Origin of the sequence: Microvirga antarctica (assembly GCF_017921815.1) — a bacterium.
Classification (GTDB): Bacteria; Pseudomonadota; Alphaproteobacteria; order Rhizobiales; family Beijerinckiaceae; genus Microvirga; species Microvirga antarctica.
This window is the reverse complement of sequence record NZ_JAGEMM010000001.1, coordinates 419,891-437,154: the sequence shown is the minus strand read 5'-3', so window position 1 is coordinate 437,154 and position 17,264 is coordinate 419,891. Positions and strand designations below refer to the sequence as shown.

The 17,264-nt window shown below is 62.6% G+C and carries 15 protein-coding genes; 9 read left to right on the top strand and 6 right to left on the bottom strand.

Going from position 1 to position 17,264, the window contains the following annotated elements:
• Positions 1–18: 18 nt before the first annotated feature.
• From J4G32_RS02140 to J4G32_RS02120, 5 genes are read left to right on the top strand one after another with little or no spacing between them, the layout of a single operon-like run.
• Positions 19–1,014 carry a branched-chain amino acid ABC transporter permease gene (locus J4G32_RS02140; RefSeq protein WP_210483717.1) on the top strand — a complete coding sequence of 332 codons (996 nt, stop codon included), beginning with the start codon at positions 19–21 and terminating at the stop codon, positions 1,012–1,014.
• Complete coding sequence (locus J4G32_RS02135; RefSeq protein WP_210483714.1) at positions 998–1,786, top strand: ABC transporter ATP-binding protein; 789 nt, start codon at positions 998–1,000, stop codon at positions 1,784–1,786. Before J4G32_RS02140 ends, J4G32_RS02135 begins: the two co-directional genes overlap by 17 nt.
• A complete protein-coding gene (locus J4G32_RS02130) occupies positions 1,773–2,480 on the top strand; it encodes an ABC transporter ATP-binding protein (protein WP_210483710.1) in 708 nt (235 codons plus the stop codon). Before J4G32_RS02135 ends, J4G32_RS02130 begins: the two co-directional genes overlap by 14 nt.
• A 43-nt stretch (positions 2,481–2,523) precedes the next feature.
• The gene (locus J4G32_RS02125) at positions 2,524–3,282 is read left to right on the top strand and encodes an SDR family NAD(P)-dependent oxidoreductase (RefSeq protein WP_210483707.1); all 759 of its coding nucleotides are present in this window, start codon (positions 2,524–2,526) and stop codon (positions 3,280–3,282) included.
• Positions 3,283–3,321: 39 nt separating this feature from the next.
• On the top strand, positions 3,322–4,125 hold the full coding sequence (locus J4G32_RS02120; protein ID WP_210483704.1) for an alpha/beta fold hydrolase: 804 nt from the start codon (positions 3,322–3,324) through the stop codon (positions 4,123–4,125).
• A 70-nt stretch (positions 4,126–4,195) separates the two neighbouring features.
• On the opposite strand, the gene J4G32_RS02115 is transcribed toward J4G32_RS02120, so the two are convergent.
• Positions 4,196–4,933, bottom strand: coding sequence for an SDR family NAD(P)-dependent oxidoreductase (locus tag J4G32_RS02115; protein WP_246504733.1), 738 nt, complete (start codon positions 4,931–4,933; stop codon positions 4,196–4,198).
• Between the two features lie 122 nt (positions 4,934–5,055).
• On the opposite strand from J4G32_RS02115, the gene J4G32_RS02110 reads away from it, so the two are divergent.
• The 3 genes from J4G32_RS02110 (at position 5,056) to J4G32_RS02100 (ending at position 8,166) form a co-directional block, all read left to right on the top strand.
• Positions 5,056–5,982 carry a LysR substrate-binding domain-containing protein gene (locus J4G32_RS02110; RefSeq protein ID WP_210483698.1) on the top strand — a complete coding sequence of 309 codons (927 nt, stop codon included), beginning with the start codon at positions 5,056–5,058 and terminating at the stop codon, positions 5,980–5,982.
• Between the two features lie 188 nt (positions 5,983–6,170).
• Complete coding sequence (locus tag J4G32_RS02105; protein WP_210483695.1) at positions 6,171–7,358, top strand: acyl-CoA dehydrogenase family protein; 1,188 nt, start codon at positions 6,171–6,173, stop codon at positions 7,356–7,358.
• Positions 7,359–7,401: 43 nt separating this feature from the next.
• On the top strand, positions 7,402–8,166 hold the full coding sequence (locus J4G32_RS02100) for an SDR family NAD(P)-dependent oxidoreductase (RefSeq protein ID WP_246504732.1): 765 nt from the start codon (positions 7,402–7,404) through the stop codon (positions 8,164–8,166).
• A gap of 105 nt (positions 8,167–8,271) precedes the next feature.
• On the opposite strand, the gene J4G32_RS02095 is transcribed toward J4G32_RS02100, so the two are convergent.
• Positions 8,272–8,862, bottom strand: coding sequence for an NADPH-dependent FMN reductase (locus tag J4G32_RS02095; protein WP_210483693.1), 591 nt, complete (start codon positions 8,860–8,862; stop codon positions 8,272–8,274).
• A 578-nt stretch (positions 8,863–9,440) separates the two neighbouring features.
• A complete protein-coding gene (locus J4G32_RS02090) occupies positions 9,441–13,136 on the bottom strand; it encodes a vitamin B12-dependent ribonucleotide reductase (protein WP_210483690.1) in 3,696 nt (1,231 codons plus the stop codon).
• Positions 13,137–13,821: 685 nt separating this feature from the next.
• On the opposite strand from J4G32_RS02090, the gene J4G32_RS02085 reads away from it, so the two are divergent.
• On the top strand, positions 13,822–14,232 hold the full coding sequence (locus J4G32_RS02085) for an NADH:ubiquinone oxidoreductase subunit NDUFA12 (protein WP_210483687.1): 411 nt from the start codon (positions 13,822–13,824) through the stop codon (positions 14,230–14,232).
• A gap of 38 nt (positions 14,233–14,270) precedes the next feature.
• Here J4G32_RS02085 and J4G32_RS02080 read toward each other — a convergent pair whose 3' ends face one another.
• The 3 genes from J4G32_RS02080 to trmFO form a co-directional block, all read right to left on the bottom strand.
• The gene (locus J4G32_RS02080) at positions 14,271–14,903 is read right to left on the bottom strand and encodes a hypothetical protein (protein WP_210483684.1); all 633 of its coding nucleotides are present in this window, start codon (positions 14,901–14,903) and stop codon (positions 14,271–14,273) included.
• A gap of 172 nt (positions 14,904–15,075) precedes the next feature.
• A complete protein-coding gene (locus J4G32_RS02075) occupies positions 15,076–15,543 on the bottom strand; it encodes a hypothetical protein (protein ID WP_343232570.1) in 468 nt (155 codons plus the stop codon).
• Positions 15,544–15,728: 185 nt separating this feature from the next.
• A complete protein-coding gene (trmFO, locus tag J4G32_RS02070; protein ID WP_210483678.1) occupies positions 15,729–17,150 on the bottom strand; it encodes a methylenetetrahydrofolate--tRNA-(uracil(54)-C(5))-methyltransferase (FADH(2)-oxidizing) TrmFO in 1,422 nt (473 codons plus the stop codon).
• Positions 17,151–17,264 lie beyond the last annotated feature (114 nt).

Here is a 17,264-nt window from a genome sequence, read left to right as displayed (position 1 = left end):
GTGATTGAGCGAACTCCGATGATGTCGCGGCGCGTTGTCGGATTTCTGATGGTGCTCGTGTTTGGCGCCCTTGCGCTCGCGCCTGACCTCGTCAATCCTGGCCTACTCTTCCTTATCGGCCTCACCCTCATCCAGGCGGTCTTTGCGCTCTCCTGGAATCTGCTCTTTGGCTATACCGGCCTCGCATCGTTCGGCCATGCGGGCTTCTTCGCAATCGGCGCCTATTTTACCGGAGCGATGCTCCGCTACACGGTGCCGATTCCATTCCTTGGCATGCTTGTCATCGCGGCTGGGCTCGGCGCCCTGGTCGCCTGCCTGATCGGGCTGGTGGCGCTGCGGCGGCTCGCGGGGATCTTTCTCGCGGTCCTCACCGTGGCCTTGACGGAAGTATTGGGCCGTCTCATCAGCTACTCACCTGCGCTGGGGGAACATGACGGCCTCGGCAATATTCCGCGACCCAAGATCGGGCTCGTTCTCTGGGATCTGGACCTGACGTCGAGCCGTGCGTACTTTCTTTTCCTTCTGTGTGCGTGCTCCCTCATCACGGCGGCGTTGTGGTGGCTGGTCCATTCCCGGACCGGGCGGGTCTTTCAGGCGATCCGTCAGGATGCCGACCGCGCGGCTTTTCTCGGCATCAATGTCGCTCGCTATCGTTTGCTGTCGTTCATGATCTCGGGCGGCGTGGCGGCGATGGCCGGAGGGCTGTTCGCTCCCTGGACGCGCATCGTCACACTCGACGAGGTCAATTGGCTGGCCTCGACCCAGCCCATTCTCAATACGCTGCTCGGCGGTGTCGGCTCGTTTTGGGGGCCGGTGGTCGGAGCAGTCGCGTTCACGCTCATCAATTACTGGACACGAACATTCGTCGGCCTGTCCGAAATCGTGATCGGCGGAACCTTGGTGCTGGTCATTATCGCCGCGCCGACGGGCATCATCGGTCTCCTCCACACGATCAGGAACTGGGTGTTTCAGCGAACTGCGGGCAAAGGAGGGACTCATGAACGTCTCCCCTAACACCATCCTCGCGTCTGAAGGGCTGCGCGTCAGTTATGGCCCGATCGAGGTCCTCAAAGGCGTCAGTTTCAGTGTCGGGAACGGGTCCTGCCTTGCGGTCATCGGGCCGAATGGGGCGGGCAAGACGACCCTGTTCAAGGTTCTGACCGGCGAGGTCGCCAGCCGCGCCGGGACGATCAGCTTCCAGGGCGCCGATGTCACGAAAGTCCCCGCCCACACGCGCACGAGCCTGGGGATGGGCCGCACTTTTCAGGTGTCGCGCGTCTTCCTTGAGCTAACGGCCCGGGAGAACGTGATTGTGGCTATCGAATCCAGGCGCCGCAATGCTGGGGATTACGGCGCGCCGTGGTGGCGGTGGCGACCGGCAAGGCAGGTTGTCGAAGAAGCGGATGCGCTGTTGTTCGCACTTGGGATTGCCCATCTGAGACACGCATCGGCGGCGTCTCTATCGCATGGCGATAAGAAGCGCCTCGAACTCGCCGAGACCCTGGCCCTCGAGCCCAGCATTCTTCTTCTCGACGAGCCGACAGCCGGAATGGCCCCTGGGGATCGCATGCAGATCGTCGAACTGATTCAGACGATCCGTGCCGAGCGTGGTGTCTCTGTGGTGATGACCGAGCATGACATGGACGTCATCTTCAATCTTGCCGACCGCGTGTTGGTCATGAATTACGGCGAGGTCATTGCGGAAGGAACCGTCGCCGAGGTCCGAGAGAATCCGACCGTGCGGGCTGTGTATCTTGGCCAGGATATCTACAATGCTGCGCATTAAGGATCTCAATGCCTTCTACGGGCAGAGTCACATTCTGCACGATGTGTCCCTGCACATTCCGCCCGGCGGGCGGGTCTCCGTGCTCGGGCGCAACGGAGCCGGCAAGACGACATTGCTGAAGTCCATCACCAATAGCGGGCCACGCGCGGCTGGAGAGGTGGCCTATCTCGACCGAATGCTCGGCGCGACGCCTTGGTTCAAGCGGGCACGGCTGGGGATCGCCTTGGTTCCGGAAGACCGCCGCATCTTCACGCACATCACCGTGGAAGAGAATATCGAGCTTGCAGGGTTCGGCGCTTCCCGCGAGCGACCGGCGCTACCAGTGGCGCGGATCCTTGAGCGCTTCCCGATGTTGCAGCCCCTTCGGGAGCGATTTGGCGGGCAACTCAGTGGCGGCCAGCAGCAGATGTTGGCGGTTGCGCGCGCGATTGCCGCCCGCCCGCGCCTCCTCTTGCTGGATGAGCCGACAGAGGGGCTCGCACCCGTCATCGTCGAGGAGCTTGCCGCAATCGTGTCGTCGATCTGTGCGGAGGAGGGGATCTCCCTGCTTCTGGTCGAGCAAAACATCTGGTTCGCGCGAAAATGCACGGACCGTCTCTACGTCCTCGATACCGGCCGCGTCGTCTTTGAGGGTGACTGGGCCGTGTTCGATGCGAACGAAGATATTCGCAACAAGCATCTCGCCGTGGCCTGACGGCTTTAACCGATTCACACCTCACATTCAGACAGGATAAGCGATGGCGAAGCGTTTTGATGGGAAAGTCGCAGTGGTGACGGGCGGTGCCAATGGGATTGGGCGCGCGTCGGCGATCCGCTTCGCACAGGACGGCGCAAGGGTGGCAGTCCTCGACATCGAGGATGGACCACTGGCCGACACGGTGGCGGCGATCAGGGATGTCGGAGGGGAGGTGGTTGCGATCGCCTGTGATCTGATGAATCGGGAGCAGGTAGAAGGCGCCTTCGCGAAGATCGTCCAGGATCTTGGCCCAGTCGACATTCTGCTCAACAATGTCGGCCAGACGGCGCGGGAGCGCGCGAGTGAGTTCTGGTGCTCGGATCCTGCCATCTGGGACTTTGTCGTTGGCGTTTCGCTGATGACGACCCTGTCGTGCTCGCGGCAGGTCGTCCCCTCCATGCGCGAACGCAAGACCGGCAAGATCGTCAACATCGCGTCGGATTCTGCGATTGCCGGCGATCATGGCATTGCCGACTATGCCGCGGCGAAAGCCGGCGTCATGGGGTTCACGCGCTCGCTCGCGCAGGAACTCGCCGAATTCGGAGTGAACGTCAACTCGATCTGCCCTGGCGGCACGAATACAAGGGGACCGCGACGCCTGCCCAAGGAAACCTTTGATCGCGCGCTGGCTGCGATCCCGATGGGGCACATGTGTGAGCCAGAAGATATCGCCAACGGTGTGGCTTTCCTCGCAAGCGACGAGGCGCGGTTCATCACCGGGCAGACGCTCGTGATCAACGGCGGTCGCGTCTTTTATTGATGACGGCCCAATGCCCCTAACGAGAGATGGGAGCTTTCGATGCTGCTCGTGAGAGATAACGGTCATCTTCACTATGACTTGCTCGGCCCGGCGTCTGGACCTGTCGTGTGCATGACGCATTCGCTGACGTCGGATTCAGGTATGTGGGCGGAGCAGGTGCCTATTCTGCTCGCGGCCGGTTATCAGGTTCTCCGGCTTGATATGCGCGGTCATGGGGGGAGCAGTCCCTATCCGGGCCCCTATACGATCGAGCTCCTGGCGGCTGATGTTGTCGCAATCTTGGATAGTCTTGGATTCACGTCCGTCCACCTGATCGGGTTGTCGATGGGCGGGATGATCGGCCAAGTGCTCGCGGCCGATTATCCTGACCGGTTGCTGTCCCTGATGGCCTGCGCGACGACCTCCCGGTGGGATGGTGACGAGGCCTTCATGCGGGGACGCATCGAGACCGTTCGCGCACAGAAATCCCTGGGTTCGATTGTGGATGACAACATGTGGCGTCGGTATTCGCCGGCGTATCAGGAGACACACGGGCCGCGGTGGATGGCGCTGCGCGAGACGTTTCTGGGGACGTCTCTCGACGGCTATTTCGGCTGCATGGAGGCAATCCTCGCCCACAATGTATCCGGCCGCCTGCCTGGCGTGACAGCTCCGACGCTTGTCGTCGCGGGATCGGACGACGTCAGCACACCGCCCGCCTCGAACCAGGAAATTGCCCGGCTGATTCCAGGCGCGCGCTATGTCGAGATTCCCGGGGGGCGTCATTTTCCGAACGTGGAGTTCGATGATGCGTTCAACCAGATCATGATGGACTGGTTGTCGCGTGCCGACGCCCTTCACTGAGGTGAACAAGCGGCGCGAGAGGGCGCCGCTCGCTCAGGCGCGACAGTCGTTGATCGACGTCCGGCTGATGTCAGTGGAATGTCCGGCCGCAATCGACCGACATGGCTATTCCCGTGATGGCCGAGGCCTCCGACGACGTCAGGAAGAGGATCGCGTTGGCGACTTCCTCGGGTTCGGTGAGGCGCTTGAGAGCGTAGGATTGCGCCAGCGCAGCGCGCTTGGCGACCTCGCTGGGTGGCAGGACCTTCTGGGTCATGGGCGTGTCGCTGGCTCCAGGGCAGATTACGTTCGCTCTGATGCTGGGCGCCAGCTCCACCGCAAGGGATTTGGTGAACATCATCACACCGGCTTTCGACGCCGCATAGCTGCATCCGGTGAGCGAAGGCAACAGAGCCTGGCCGGAGGCGATATTGACGATGGTCGCATGCTCGGCCTGGCGCAATGCCGGCAGGGCGGCACGGCAGACGAGATAGGTTCCGGTGAGATTGACCTCGATCACCCGGCGCCAGGATGCGGGATCCGTGTCCTCGAACGAGGCCGACGACATAATGCCGGCCGAGTTGACGACCCCGTCGAGCCCGCCCAATGCCTCTACCGCCGACGACACGACGCGGTTCACCTGATCCTCATCGGTAACATCGACCTGATAGGCGTGGCCACCGAACATGGCCGCGGTCTCGGCAACTGCCTTTTCATCCTGATCGAAAAGGGCAAGCGCGGCGCCCTCTCGAGCGAACAGGCCAGCCGTGGCGCGGCCGAAACCCGATCCCGCGCCCGTTATGATGATGCGTCGGTTCTTCAGTCTCATCCGGCTTCCCCCACGGCTCTTGTCGTTCCCGCGCATCTTGCGGCGCGGACAGACTATTGCCGAACCGCAGCGCTAGGAACATTGCCCAATGCAGCCGTGCATCATAAACAAAAGGCATCGTGATGATTGCACTCCGCCATCTGCGCTACTTTGTTGCCGTGGGCGAAGAGCTCAATTTCAATCGCGCGGCGGAGCGGGTGCACGTGACCCAGCCCGCACTCTGGCGGCAGATCCGCGATCTTGAACAATATCTCGGCGTCGCGCTCCTCGATCGGCAACCAAGGGGCATCAGGCTGACGCCGGCAGGCGAAGTGATGCTCGAGGAATCGATCAAGATTCTTGACAGCATCGACGATGCGCGTGAGCGCGTTATCAGAGTGGCGCAGGGCCAAATCGGTATCCTGCGGATCGCTTTCAATGAGATTGCGGCGAGAAACCGGGCATTGCCGCGCTATTTTCAGGCCTTCCGCCTGCGCTACCCCGATATCGAGCTCCAGTTGACCGTCCTCATGTCCGAGCGGCAATTCCTCGCGCTTGAGCGCAACGAAATCGATGCCGGCTTTCTGTTCAACCGACCGCGCGATGATACGCGCCTTGGATATTTCAACGTGTCGAAGGACGACCACGTTCTTGCGCTGCCGGCAGACCATCGCCTCGCCCGGGCGGACAAGATTGTCTTGTCAGATCTCAGGGACGAGCCGCAGATTTTCCCTAGCAAGACTCTCAATCGCATCCATCACGCCCGGCTTACTGCCGCATGCGTTGCGGCGGGCCTGATTCCTCGCATCGCCCATCGTGCCGACAATGAACATACACTTCTCAATATGGTGTCCGCCGGAATGGGCGTGGCATTCGTGAACGCCTCGTGCCGAACCCGCGACTACAACGACCTGGTGCTCAAGCCGATAGAGAATTTCTCGATTCCCGTGGATCTCGATCTCGTCTGGCGCGCCGACCGTATGAGCGCTGCCCTGTCACGGTTCGTCGAGCTTGTCACCGAGTTATCCGGCGACGCCGGGTCACGTGGGCGCCCATTCGATGCCTCCTGAGTATTGACGGAGCGCCGAGACGGCATTGGAGGCAACGCCGGCTGAAGGTGTATCGTCGTGCGATAAGTGGTCAGCATCTCGGCGATGGAGTCGGTCCGGCTCTCAACGACCGATGCGGCGATACAAACGCCCGCTGCATGCCTGATTGAGGCATCGCAATTGGGCCGGTTTGAAGGGAGACGGAACACATGAACGCCCATAGCCAGAGGTTCCTGACCGAGGACGATGACCTCATCGACCGAGCCCGATCGCTTGCAGCTTTGGTCGACAGCGAGGCACTGGCCTCCGAAGAGACCGGCAACATGACCAAGCCTGTCTTCGAGGCGCTTCGCGAGTCGGAGCTGTTCTGGCTTCTCGTTCCCAAATCGTTAGGTGGCCTCCAGGCGAACCTGCTCACATCGCTTGCGGTCTGGGAGGAAGTCAGCCGCGCCCATGGGTCGGCTGGCTGGTCGTTGATGGCCAATTCCACCGGCACGGCGGTTGCCGTCGGATTCTGCAGCGAATCCGAGGTCGAGGCGATGTTCGGCGACGGGAAGAAGCCGATCATGGCGGGGATGCTCGGCCCCGGCGGAACCTGTGTCGAAGTCGACGGTGGGTATCGCGGCAGCGGCAAATACAAGTTCGGGAGCGGCTCCCTCCAGGCCGATTGGCTCGGTGCGGGCATGCTCGTGCTCGATGATGGCCAGGTCCGTAAGATGCCGGATGGCAGCCCGAGGGTGCAGATCTTCTTCGTGCCCCGTGCACAGGTCGAGTTCAAGGGTAACTGGGACGTGTTCGGCCTGGGTGGCACCGGGAGTGTCGATTACGATCTCCCCGAAGTGTTCGTTCCCGAAGGCCGTACGCTCGAGCGGACTGAGGTCAAAGGGCGGCGCGACTGGCGGATTTACGATGTGGGGATCGCCGGCCTCGCCTGCGCGGGTCACACCGCCGTGGCTCTGGGTCTGATGAAGCGCTCTCTCGAGGAAATCGCCAAGCTCGCCTTCGGGAAGAAGCGCCCGGCCTACCAGACAGTTCTTGGAGAACATCCGGTTTTCCGCCACGACTTCGCTTTCCACGAGGCGACCTATCAGGCCGCACGCTCGTTCACGTGGGATGTCTACAGAGACGCCGAGGAAACCATCGCCCGTGGCGAGACCCTCACGCCGGCGCAGCGCCAGCGGTTTCGTCAGAATGTGATCTACGTCCACCGGGTGGCAGCCGACGTCGTGCGGTTTTGCTATACGTCGGGCGGCTCGGATTCCTTGCGCAATCCCAGCGTCCTCGGGCGGTGCATGCGCGACATGTCGGCAGCCACGCAGCATATTTTCGTGGACACCAACGCAATGGTCGACGTGGTGAAGCCCATCCTCGCGCAGTGGCATGATCAGGCCGTGTGAGCGATAGACGACAAACTCAGAGCAAATAACCGGAGACAACCTCTTGGCCGAACAGACCTCCTCTTTATCCGCCGGGCGACTGCGTGGGCGCACGATCGTGGTCACCGGTGCTGCCTCCGGGATCGGCCGCGCGACCGCCTCGCTGTTCGTGCAGGAGGGCGCCCGTGTCGCCGTGATGGACATCAACCTTGCGGCAGCAGAGGCTGCCGCCGAGGCGATTGGTGGCTATCCGGTTCAGATCGACGTGACGGACGAGGCATCAGTCAAGCGGGCCATCGCCGCGGCCGCCGCGGAATTCGGCGGCATCGACGGGCTCGTGAACTCTGCCGGCATTGTCGCCCTCAATACGATCGCCGAGACGACGCTCGAGACCTGGAAACGTGTCATCGACGTCAATCTCACCGGCGCGTTTCTGGTGTGCCGCGAGACGAGCCAATGGTTGCGACAGGCCGAGGGCTCGACCATCGTAAACATCTCGTCTGCGCAGGCATTACAGCCGGTGGCGACGGCCGGTGCCTACGCTGCATCCAAGGGAGGAGTGCTGTCCTTCTCGAAGGCGCTCGCGGTCGATCTTGCGCCAGATGTGCGTGTCAACACCATCTGCCCGGGCCTGGTGGATACACCGATGAACGAGGGTCTGAAGAAGAGCGCGGATGACGGGCCGCCGGTGCCTCTCGACAAATATCTGCTCCGACGCTGGGCCGGTCCTGATGAGATCGCAGCTGCGATCCTGTTTCTGACAAGTCACGAGTCGTCATATGTGACCGGAACGACACTCGCGGTCGACGGCGGACGCACGTTTCACTGACGGTTGGCACAAGAAGGCCGTGCTCCCCGGGCGATTCCGATGGACGCGGCCTTTTCAATTTTCCCTGCTCTCTCGGCGCTGTCATGCTGCGATTTGCATCATGAATCAGGCCGATATGAATGCGCAGACCTGCTTGGCGACGATCTTCAACTGTTTGCGGACGTCTTCGTCTGTGCATTCGCCGCCGGCGTCGAAAGGCGCGGTCTGCGCGTTGATGACGGCGCCGAACGGGGTTGGCCATCCACGCAAGGAGTGGATGATCATCCGCAGCGAGACGAGCGTCGTTCCCATCGCCTGCACGCCGGCAGCCGATACGATGCACGCAACCGGCCGCCCGTCGAGATAGGGTCTCGCATCGCCGCTGAGATCTTCCACGTAGTCCAAGGCGTTTTTGATGAGGCCCGGGATCGAGCCGTGATAAGCTGGCGCGGAAATGATCACGCCCGTGCATTGCCGCAGCGACTCGACCAGATGGGCAACGGCGCCGCTTCGCTCGCCTGCCTCGTATCGATACATGGGCAGGTCGAGATCCGTGGCACCGAAGATGCGGGTCTCCGCACCGGATTTCGCGACCATTGCCATACAGGCCCGGAGCGCCTTCTCGGAAGTGGAGTCCGGCTTCGTTGTCCCGCCGATCCCGACGATCATCGGTCGGCGCGAAAGTGTCGTTCCGGCCAGTGAGCTGACATGGTCCATCGTTCATTCCTCGCCACGCTTCAGCGAGCATTATCCCCCGTCCAAGCATCAATTCCATTGCCGAGTCCGGCACAGTTCGATGCCTCCCGGGTTTAGGACTGGCGTTGCGGCTGCTGGCTACGCAAAAGGGACCCGGCGCCGTTGAAAGTCGCCGGATCCCCCTGTGGAGAAGGCAGAGGCGGCTAGTGCGGTCCGGCCTGGACGCGTGTCAGGGGCGTGCCGTCCACCGCCGTGGCCTGGGCGCCCTCGAGCTTCTTGATGTCTTCCGGTGACAAGGTCGGCCGATCCACCTTGATGGTGAGCTTGTTCAGCTTCGCGGTCAGCGGGAAGGGTGGCTCAGGCCGATCTTCGTCGAGACGTTCTGCTGCGACATATTCAAGTCCTCAGCCCTCCTGCTCGCCTCACACTGCCCCGGTTTTGTTTGCCTGTGCTTCGGCGGCGAGCCGACGCTCGCCGCCGTTTCAGTGGCCGTCTCGGCTAGGTTGACGCATTGCCGAGACGACGCATTTGCGAAAGTCGAAGCTCAAAAACGGGGAGCTTCGCCTCGCATGTCATCGTCCGCAGCCCTGCTCACAAGATCACGAGCACCCGGTCGTCGACCCGCACGTGTCGCATTTCAGGCAGGTCCCGTTCCGGACCAGCGTGAAGTTCGCACATTCAGGGCAGCTCTCGCCGACATAGCCTTTCATCTTGGCTTCGGCGCGCCGGTCCGCTGTCGTCACCTGCATGGCGGCAGGTGCGCTGAACCCGAGCTTGGCGATCTCGGCCTCTCCCACGTGTTCGTGCGGCTCGGCCTTGAGCGCGGTGGCGCCCATGGTCAGGCCGACCGTGCCGGTCCGTGCGAGACCGCTATTGGCGGCGCCGCCGGGGATGAGCATCAGACGGTCGGACGTGCCGCGGGTGAAGCCCTTGGAGATGTACGACGAGGCGGACGAAGGCTCGGGAGCCTTCGACTGGTTCTCGCCCTGGCCGATGGTGGTCGGGCCGGATTCCGACGGGTCCACATGGGCGAGGTCGTTGCGGCCCAGATACGAGACCGCCAGTTCCCGGAACACGTAGTCGAGGATCGAGGTCGCGCTCTTGATGCGCTCATTCCCCTGCACGAAACCTGCAGGCTCGAAGCGCGTGAAGGTAAAGGCCTCCACGTATTCCTCGAGCGGCACGCCATATTGCAGGCCGAGCGAAATCGCGATGGCGAAGTTGTTCATCATCGCACGGAAGGCTGCGCCCTCCTTGTGCATGTCGATGAAGATCTCGCCGATGCGGCCGTCGTCGTATTCGCCCGTGCGCAGATACACCTTGTGGCCGCCCACGACGGCTTTCTGAGTGTAACCCTTGCGGCGGTCGGGCATCTTCTCGCGGTCACGGATGGCGACCACACGCTCCACGATGCGCTCGACGATCTTCTCGGAGATGTGCGTGGCTTTCGCAGCGTTCGGCATCGCAACCAGTGCTTCGACCGCCTCATCCGCTTCTTCGTCCTCATCGGCGATGAGCGCGGAATTGAGCGGCTGCGAGAGCTTGGAGCCGTCGCGGTACAGGGCGTTCGCCTTCAGCGCGAGGCGCCACGAGAGCATGTAGGCGCTCTTGCAATCCTCCACCGTCGCGTCGTTCGGCATGTTGATGGTCTTGGAGATCGCCCCGGAAATGAAGGGCTGCGCCGCCGCCATCATGCGGATGTGGCTGTCGACCGAGAGGTAGCGCTTGCCGATGCGGCCGCAGGGATTGGCGCAATCGAACACCGAATAGTGCTCGACCTTGAGGTGCGGCGCACCTTCAAGCGTCATCGCTCCGCAAACATGGATATTGGCGGCCTCGATTTCGGCCTTCGAGAAACCCAGATACGGCAAGATCTCGAAGGACGGGTCGTTGAGTTTTTCGGCCGGTACTTTCAGCGTGCCGGTGAGGAAATCCTCGCCAAGGGTCCATTTATTGAACACGAACTTGATGTCGAAGGCGCTCTTCATTCCGCCTTCGAGCGCGGCGATCTTCTCTTCCGTGAAGCCTTTGGCGGCGAGCGAACCGGGGTTGATCGCCGGGGCCTGCTTCATGGAACCGTGACCGAGCGCATAGACCTCGATCTCGGCGATTTCCGATTCGCGATAGCCGAGCGTGCGCAGGGCGTCGGGCACGGCGCGGTTGATGATCTTCCAATAGCCGCCGCCGGCGAGCTTCTTGAACTTGACGAGGGCGAAATCGGGCTCGATGCCGGTGGTGTCGCAATCCATCACGAGGCCGATGGTGCCGGTCGGCGCGATCACGGTGGCCTGCGCGTTACGGTAGCCGTGCGCTTCGCCGAGATCGAGCGCCCGGTCCCACGCCCGGCGGGCGTGAGCAACCAGCTTCTCTTCAGGGCAGGATTTGGAATCGAGCGGAACCGGGATGTTGCTCAGTTCCTCGTAGCCTTCCGCAATACCATGCGCCGCACGGCGATGATTGCGGATCACGCGAAGCATCGCCTTGGCGTTCTTTTGATAGTTGGGGAACGGTCCCAGTTCACTGGCCATCTCGGCCGAGGTGGCATAGGCGGTACCGGTCATGATCGCGGTCAGGGCGCCGCCCAGCGCGCGGGCCTCATCCGAATCGTAGCCGAGGCCCATGGTCATCAGAAGGCCGCCGATATTGGCGTAGCCGAGGCCGAGCGTGCGGTACTCGTACGACAGGGCGGCGATCTCCTTCGAGGGAAACTGCGCCATCGTCACGGAGATTTCGAGCACCACCGTCCACAGGCGGCACGCATGCTCGTAGGATTCCACATCGAACGACTTGGTCTCACGATCGTAGAACTGCAGCAGGTTGGCGGAGGCAAGGTTGCAGGCCGTGTCATCGAGGAACATGTATTCCGAGCACGGGTTCGACGCACGGATGCGGCCGCCGGCCGGGCAGGTATGCCAATCGTTCATGGTCGTGTTGAAGTGCAGGCCCGGATCAGCCGATGCCCAAGCCGCATGGCCGATCTGCTCCCAGAGATCGCGCGCCTTGAGCGTCTTGGTGGTCTTGCCGTCCTTGCGCGCCTTCAGGTCCCAGTCGCTGTCCGCTTCGACCGCGCGGAGGAAGTCGTCTGTCAGCGACACCGAGTTATTGGAATTCTGTCCCGATACGGTGAGGTAGGCATCCGAATCCCAATCGGTGTCGTAGATCGGAAAGTCGATATCCGTGTAGCCCTGCTTGGCGAACTGGATCACCCGCTTGATGTAGCTGTCCGGGATCATCACCCGGCGGGCCATCTTGATCTCTTTCTTCAGGGCCGGGTTCTTCTCCGGATCGAAGCAGGCATCGTCATCGGCTTCGCAATTCACGCAGGCGCGCATAATCGCCTTGAGGTGCTTGCTGCCGAGCTTCGATCCGGTGACGAGGGCCGCCACCTTCTGCTCTTCCTTCACCTTCCAGTCGATATAGGTCTCGATGTCCGGGTGGTCGACGTCGACCACTACCATCTTGGCCGCGCGGCGCGTCGTGCCGCCCGACTTGATCGCGCCCGCTGCGCGGTCGCCGATCTTCAGGAACGACATCAGACCCGACGAGCGACCACCGCCCGAGAGCTTCTCGCCCTCGCCACGCAGTTTGGAGAAGTTGGAACCGGTGCCCGAGCCGTATTTGAACAGGCGCGCTTCGCGCACCCACAGGTCCATGATCCCGCCTTCGTTGACGAGGTCGTCCTCGACGCCCTGGATGAAGCAGGCATGGGGCTGCGGATGCTCGTACGAGGACTTGGACTTCGTCAGCTTGCCGGTCTTGTAGTCGACGTAATAGTGACCCTGGCTCGGGCCGTCGATGCCATAGGCCCAGTGCAGGCCGGTGTTGAACCATTGCGGCGAGTTCGGGGCGACCATCTGGTTGGCCAGCATGAAGCGCAACTCGTCGTAGAATGCCTGCGCGTCGTCCTCGGACGTGAAATAGCCGCCCTTCCAGCCCCAATAGGTCCAGCACCCTGCAAGGCGATCGAAGACCTGCTTGGAGGAGACCTCGGAACCAAAGCGCGTCTCGGGCGCGAGATCGGCCAGGGCCGCGTCGTCCTGGGTCGAACGCCACAGCCACGAGGGAACGTCGTTCTCTTCGACCTTCTTCAGCCGCGCTGGGACGCCTGCCTTGCGGAAATACTTCTGGGCCAGCACATCGGATGCGACCTGGCTCCAGGTCTCGGGGACCTCGATCTTGTCGAGCTTGAAGACGACCGAGCCGTCCGGGTTGCGTATCTCGCTCGTCGCGAGACGAAAAGAGAGGGAGGAGTAGGGCGACTGCCCTGATTTCGTATAGCGCCGCTCGATCCGCATCAGTCAAATCCCATCAATCGGGGACAACCGTCCCCTGGCCACGATTCCTCGCGGCTCCCCAGCCCACAATCGGTTTAAACGCCTCCGCGACCCATTTTAGGGCCGCCACACGCACACGCGTCCAAGTTTCGACCTTCACCCCGGGCAACATTCCGCCCGCAGCAAAAAGGTTGCCACGAGGCTGAGACGCAATACCTATCGGGATGTCTCTCCGGCTGTCATCCAGCCGGCGCCGGTCTTGGATCGGCACCCTCAAAACCTAGTCCCCTTCCTCGCCCGACGTCAAGAACTTGTGGTCGCGGGCGTCGTTCGAAACTAGATATAGTGTCTAACCGTTAAAAAAGTGCGGAGCCTGTGGATGGCCGGCTAAGTTCCCGGGAGTCCTTTGAGAATCCTGCTGGCGAGCCGTGGACGACGCTGTCGCGATGCCTTGGGACCTGCCTTCACGGCGCAAATCCGGGAGGAATATTTATTTCAGCCGTTGACGTGCGCCGGTTTTTCGACAGCCTCGCGCTGACAAGAAAAACAGTAGGAAAAGCAATCTCGCGCGGGGGAATCGGACGGTGGCGACTCGCCCCCTTCCTGGCCAGAATCATCTCTTGGAGACAGCCGCGCTTCCGGCTGGACTTCGCGCGCCCGCGAAGCCATATTCCGCGCAACCTCGACCCCCTCTTTGGCGGCACCCATGAAACAATTCTGGCTTCAGTTCTTCACCTGGTGGAACGGCGAAACCCTGGGCACCCGGTTCTACACCTGGCGCTTCGGCAAGCCGGTAGGCCACGACGAACTGGGAAATCGCTATTACCGCGCCGAAGGACCGCTGATCGATCGCTCCGTTGGCACCGAACGTCGCTGGGTCATTTATAACGGCATCGCCGACGCATCGAAGGTTCCGCCCGGCTGGCGCGCTTGGCTCACCCACAATTCGAGCCTGCCCCCGAGCGAGGAAACCTACCACCCGCGCGAGTGGGAGAAGGGGCATATTCCCAATCTGACCGGGACGCCGTTGGCCTACCATCCCCCCGGCTCCCAGCTTGGAACCGGCCAGCGTCCTCCGGCAACGGGTGATTACGTGCCCTGGAGCCCGGCGGAATAGCCTTCGGACTCCCGCTCTGCGCAAGGCCGCACCGGCGTTCAGCTCTCGGCTTTCGGCGCGCCCGGGTGAAACTCGGATTGGCGTCTTATCGGCGTCTCGTGAAACAAGCCGAAACTCTGAATGACCTGCCCGCGCGCCAGCGTAATGCCGCGAGCGACACCGGCGCCTTTCAGGACTGCGCCCCGTTCGTCCGGCACCGGATGCCGGTGCGAGGCGCCATCCGCCAGCCGGCAATTCTGCGCGCGAATGGGCCCGAGGATTTGGCTGCCTTCGCCCAGGACATTGGACAGGGTCAGCGATCCTCCGCCCAGCAGCCGCGCGCCTCGTCCGATTGATATCTCATGACCGGACGACGCCTTGATGGTGAACCCGCCTTCCTCCCCGATCTCGACCTCCGCCCCGATCCGGATCCGGCCCCCATCCGCGACGACGCGGGCGCCGGGATACAAAATTGTCCCTCCACCGATGGACAGGACGCCCTCGTCGACGATCTGGAGAATCACTCCGGGCCACAGAACGACTCCCCGATCAATCGCGACGTCGGGCGAGACGAGTGTGGTGTGCGGCGAGGGGACGAGAATTCCATTCCGGCCGAGCGCCTCGGTATCCGCCAGGCTGAGAAAGCCGAGAGCGGAGCGGGCGAGGTCTGACACCGGTTGCGAGACGGTCATCGATGTGTGGGCCGTCCATAGCCTGCGAGCCTGCCAGATGGCGAAGGCTCACGCGCATCACCTCTGCAACCGCTGTCTGTGGAGGCCAGACAGGAAGCGGAGGCATCTGCAACTCTTTTGGCGATGCGAGCCACTTCGCGCCCATAGCCGCTCGGAAATCGTCGAGCGCCCATTATCGCGAGTCGCGGGTCGCCTGGGCACGTTTCGTGGCCTTTGAAACACTCCCGATCTGGCTTCCGGGAATGGTTGCACGTCGCTTGTTGCTCTCGACCGGTCGCATCCCCTCAGCGGCGGTCTGTCCGGCCGTCGGATGATGGCTTGCCGCGCTCGACTTGCGAAGGGCAAGGGCGCGCTGGGCCGACTCGCTCAGCGACCGGCGCGCTGTCAGGCGAGCCATTCGCGCTTCTTCCTTGTTCACCCGCTTGAGGGCCGCGGCAAAGACCTGCTTGCGCTGCAGCGGCCGCTCGGCAGTGCCAGGGAAATTGGCACCCCGAGGCTCGCCTTTTCCCCGTGCTTCGCGTCGCTTTTGGAACGCGAGGGTTTTTTCGACGTCGCGCAACTGTCGGAGATTGTCACGCAGGGCCCGCAGATCCGCAGCATCGAGCGACAGGATTGTCGGGTGATGGCTCTGACCGACCACGTCGATCTCATCATGCCTCAGGAGGCTCCGCTCAAACCTGCACGCTATCGACATCGATGCTCTCCCGGAGATTATGTTTTGCCGCACCAGCCCGTCCACCAGAACGAGCCTGGTGACTTTAAGCGCTTGCCGGGACCGCCGCAACGACAGCCGCGCGTCATGTCGTCATCGCACCACGCCGACGATTACCCGGTGGTTGCCGAAGAAGCGATCCAGCCGGCGAGGTCGACCCTGGCGCGATCGGTCAAAGCGTGCTTTCGGGCCACCGATTTGGCCGGGCCGCGCAACCGCTTGCCGTCCTCCGATTTCGGCGTGAACGCGATCGGCGGAAAGAGGCCAAAATTGACGTTCATGGGCTGGAACGAGCGCGGGCCTTCGTCGATGGTCTCGATGTGACCACCGGTGATGTGGTTGATGAGCGCGCCAAGCGCGGTGGTGTCCGGCAGGGGCGCAACCGTGTGGCCCAGGCGCTCGGCTGCGGCCATGCGGCCGGTCATCAAGCCGATGGCGGCGCTTTCAACATACCCCTCGCAACCCGTGATCTGGCCGGCAAAACGCAGTCGCGGCATCGCTTTGAGCCGAAGGGTCGGGTCGAGCAGCACCGGCGAGTTCAGATAGGTGTTGCGATGCAGACCGCCCAACCGGGCGAATTCGGCGTTCTCGAGACCTGGAATCATCCGAAGGATCCGTGTCTGCTCACCGTATTTCAGCTTGGTCTGGAAGCCGACCATGTTGAACAAGGTCCCGAGCGCGTTGTCCTGCCGAAGCTGGACGATCGCATAGGGCTTGACCGTGGGGTTATTGGGGTCCGTCAGGCCGACCGGTTTCATCGGCCCGTGCCGGAGCGTCTCTCGGCCCCGTACCGCCATCAGCTCGATGGGCAGGCAGCCGTCGAAATAAGGCGTGTTCGCTTCCCATTCCTTGAAGTCCGCCGTGTCACCCGCGATCAGGGCATCGATGAACGCGTCGTACTGCTCCTTGTTCATGGGGCAGTTGATGTAATCCTTGCCGGTGCCACCTGGTCCGACCTTGTCGTAGCGCGACTGGAACCAGGCCACGTCCATGTTGATGGATTCGCGATAGGCGATGGGCGCGATGGCGTCGAAAAAGGCCAGTTCCTTCTCGCCGGTCAGCGCGAGAATGGCCTCGGCCAGTGCCGGGGATGTCAGTGGGCCGGTGGCAACGATGACCGACGACCATTCCTCGGGCGGCAGGCCCGCGACTTCGTCCCGCTCGATGATGACTAGCGGATGCGCCTCGAGGGCGGCGGTTACGGCGGTCGAGAACCCGTCACGGTCGACCGCCAGCGCACCGCCCGCCGGAACCTGATGCGCATCCCCCTTCGCCATGATGAGGGAGCCGAGCGATCGCATTTCCTGGTGCAGGAGTCCCACGGCGTTCGCGCCCGCGTCGTCCGAGCGGAACGAATTGGAGCAGACGAGTTCAGCAAGACCGTCAGTCTTGTGGGCGTCCGTCCCACGGACTGGCCTCATCTCATGCAGGATGACCGGAACGCCGGCCTGGGCAATCTGCCAGGCTGCTTCCGATCCGGCCAGGCCTCCGCCGATGACGTGGATGGGTTCGAGAGGCGTGCTGAAGGTTTTCATGGCACCGCTTTAAGCCACGATAGCCCGGCGGATCAACAGTTCAGGAATGTCATGGCTGCTGCAGGTCCAGAAATGCGAACGCCCGCCGGAAGGCGGGCGAGGGCAGTTGCTGCG

Coding starts and splice junctions, on each gene's coding strand:
- J4G32_RS02120 (WP_210483704.1), top strand. CDS start 3,322: ATGCTGCTCGTGAGAGATAACGGTCATCTTCACTATGACTTGCTCGGC.
- J4G32_RS02105 (WP_210483695.1), top strand. CDS start 6,171: ATGAACGCCCATAGCCAGAGGTTCCTGACCGAGGACGATGACCTCATC.
- J4G32_RS02115 (WP_246504733.1), bottom strand. CDS start 4,933: ATGAGACTGAAGAACCGACGCATCATCATAACGGGCGCGGGATCGGGT.
- trmFO (WP_210483678.1), bottom strand. CDS start 17,150: ATGAAAACCTTCAGCACGCCTCTCGAACCCATCCACGTCATCGGCGGA.
- J4G32_RS02090 (WP_210483690.1), bottom strand. CDS start 13,136: ATGCGGATCGAGCGGCGCTATACGAAATCAGGGCAGTCGCCCTACTCC.
- J4G32_RS02080 (WP_210483684.1), bottom strand. CDS start 14,903: ATGACCGTCTCGCAACCGGTGTCAGACCTCGCCCGCTCCGCTCTCGGC.
- J4G32_RS02095 (WP_210483693.1), bottom strand. CDS start 8,862: ATGGACCATGTCAGCTCACTGGCCGGAACGACACTTTCGCGCCGACCG.
- J4G32_RS02125 (WP_210483707.1), top strand. CDS start 2,524: ATGGCGAAGCGTTTTGATGGGAAAGTCGCAGTGGTGACGGGCGGTGCC.
- J4G32_RS02135 (WP_210483714.1), top strand. CDS start 998: ATGAACGTCTCCCCTAACACCATCCTCGCGTCTGAAGGGCTGCGCGTC.
- J4G32_RS02140 (WP_210483717.1), top strand. CDS start 19: ATGATGTCGCGGCGCGTTGTCGGATTTCTGATGGTGCTCGTGTTTGGC.
- J4G32_RS02130 (WP_210483710.1), top strand. CDS start 1,773: ATGCTGCGCATTAAGGATCTCAATGCCTTCTACGGGCAGAGTCACATT.
- J4G32_RS02110 (WP_210483698.1), top strand. CDS start 5,056: ATGATTGCACTCCGCCATCTGCGCTACTTTGTTGCCGTGGGCGAAGAG.
- J4G32_RS02085 (WP_210483687.1), top strand. CDS start 13,822: ATGAAACAATTCTGGCTTCAGTTCTTCACCTGGTGGAACGGCGAAACC.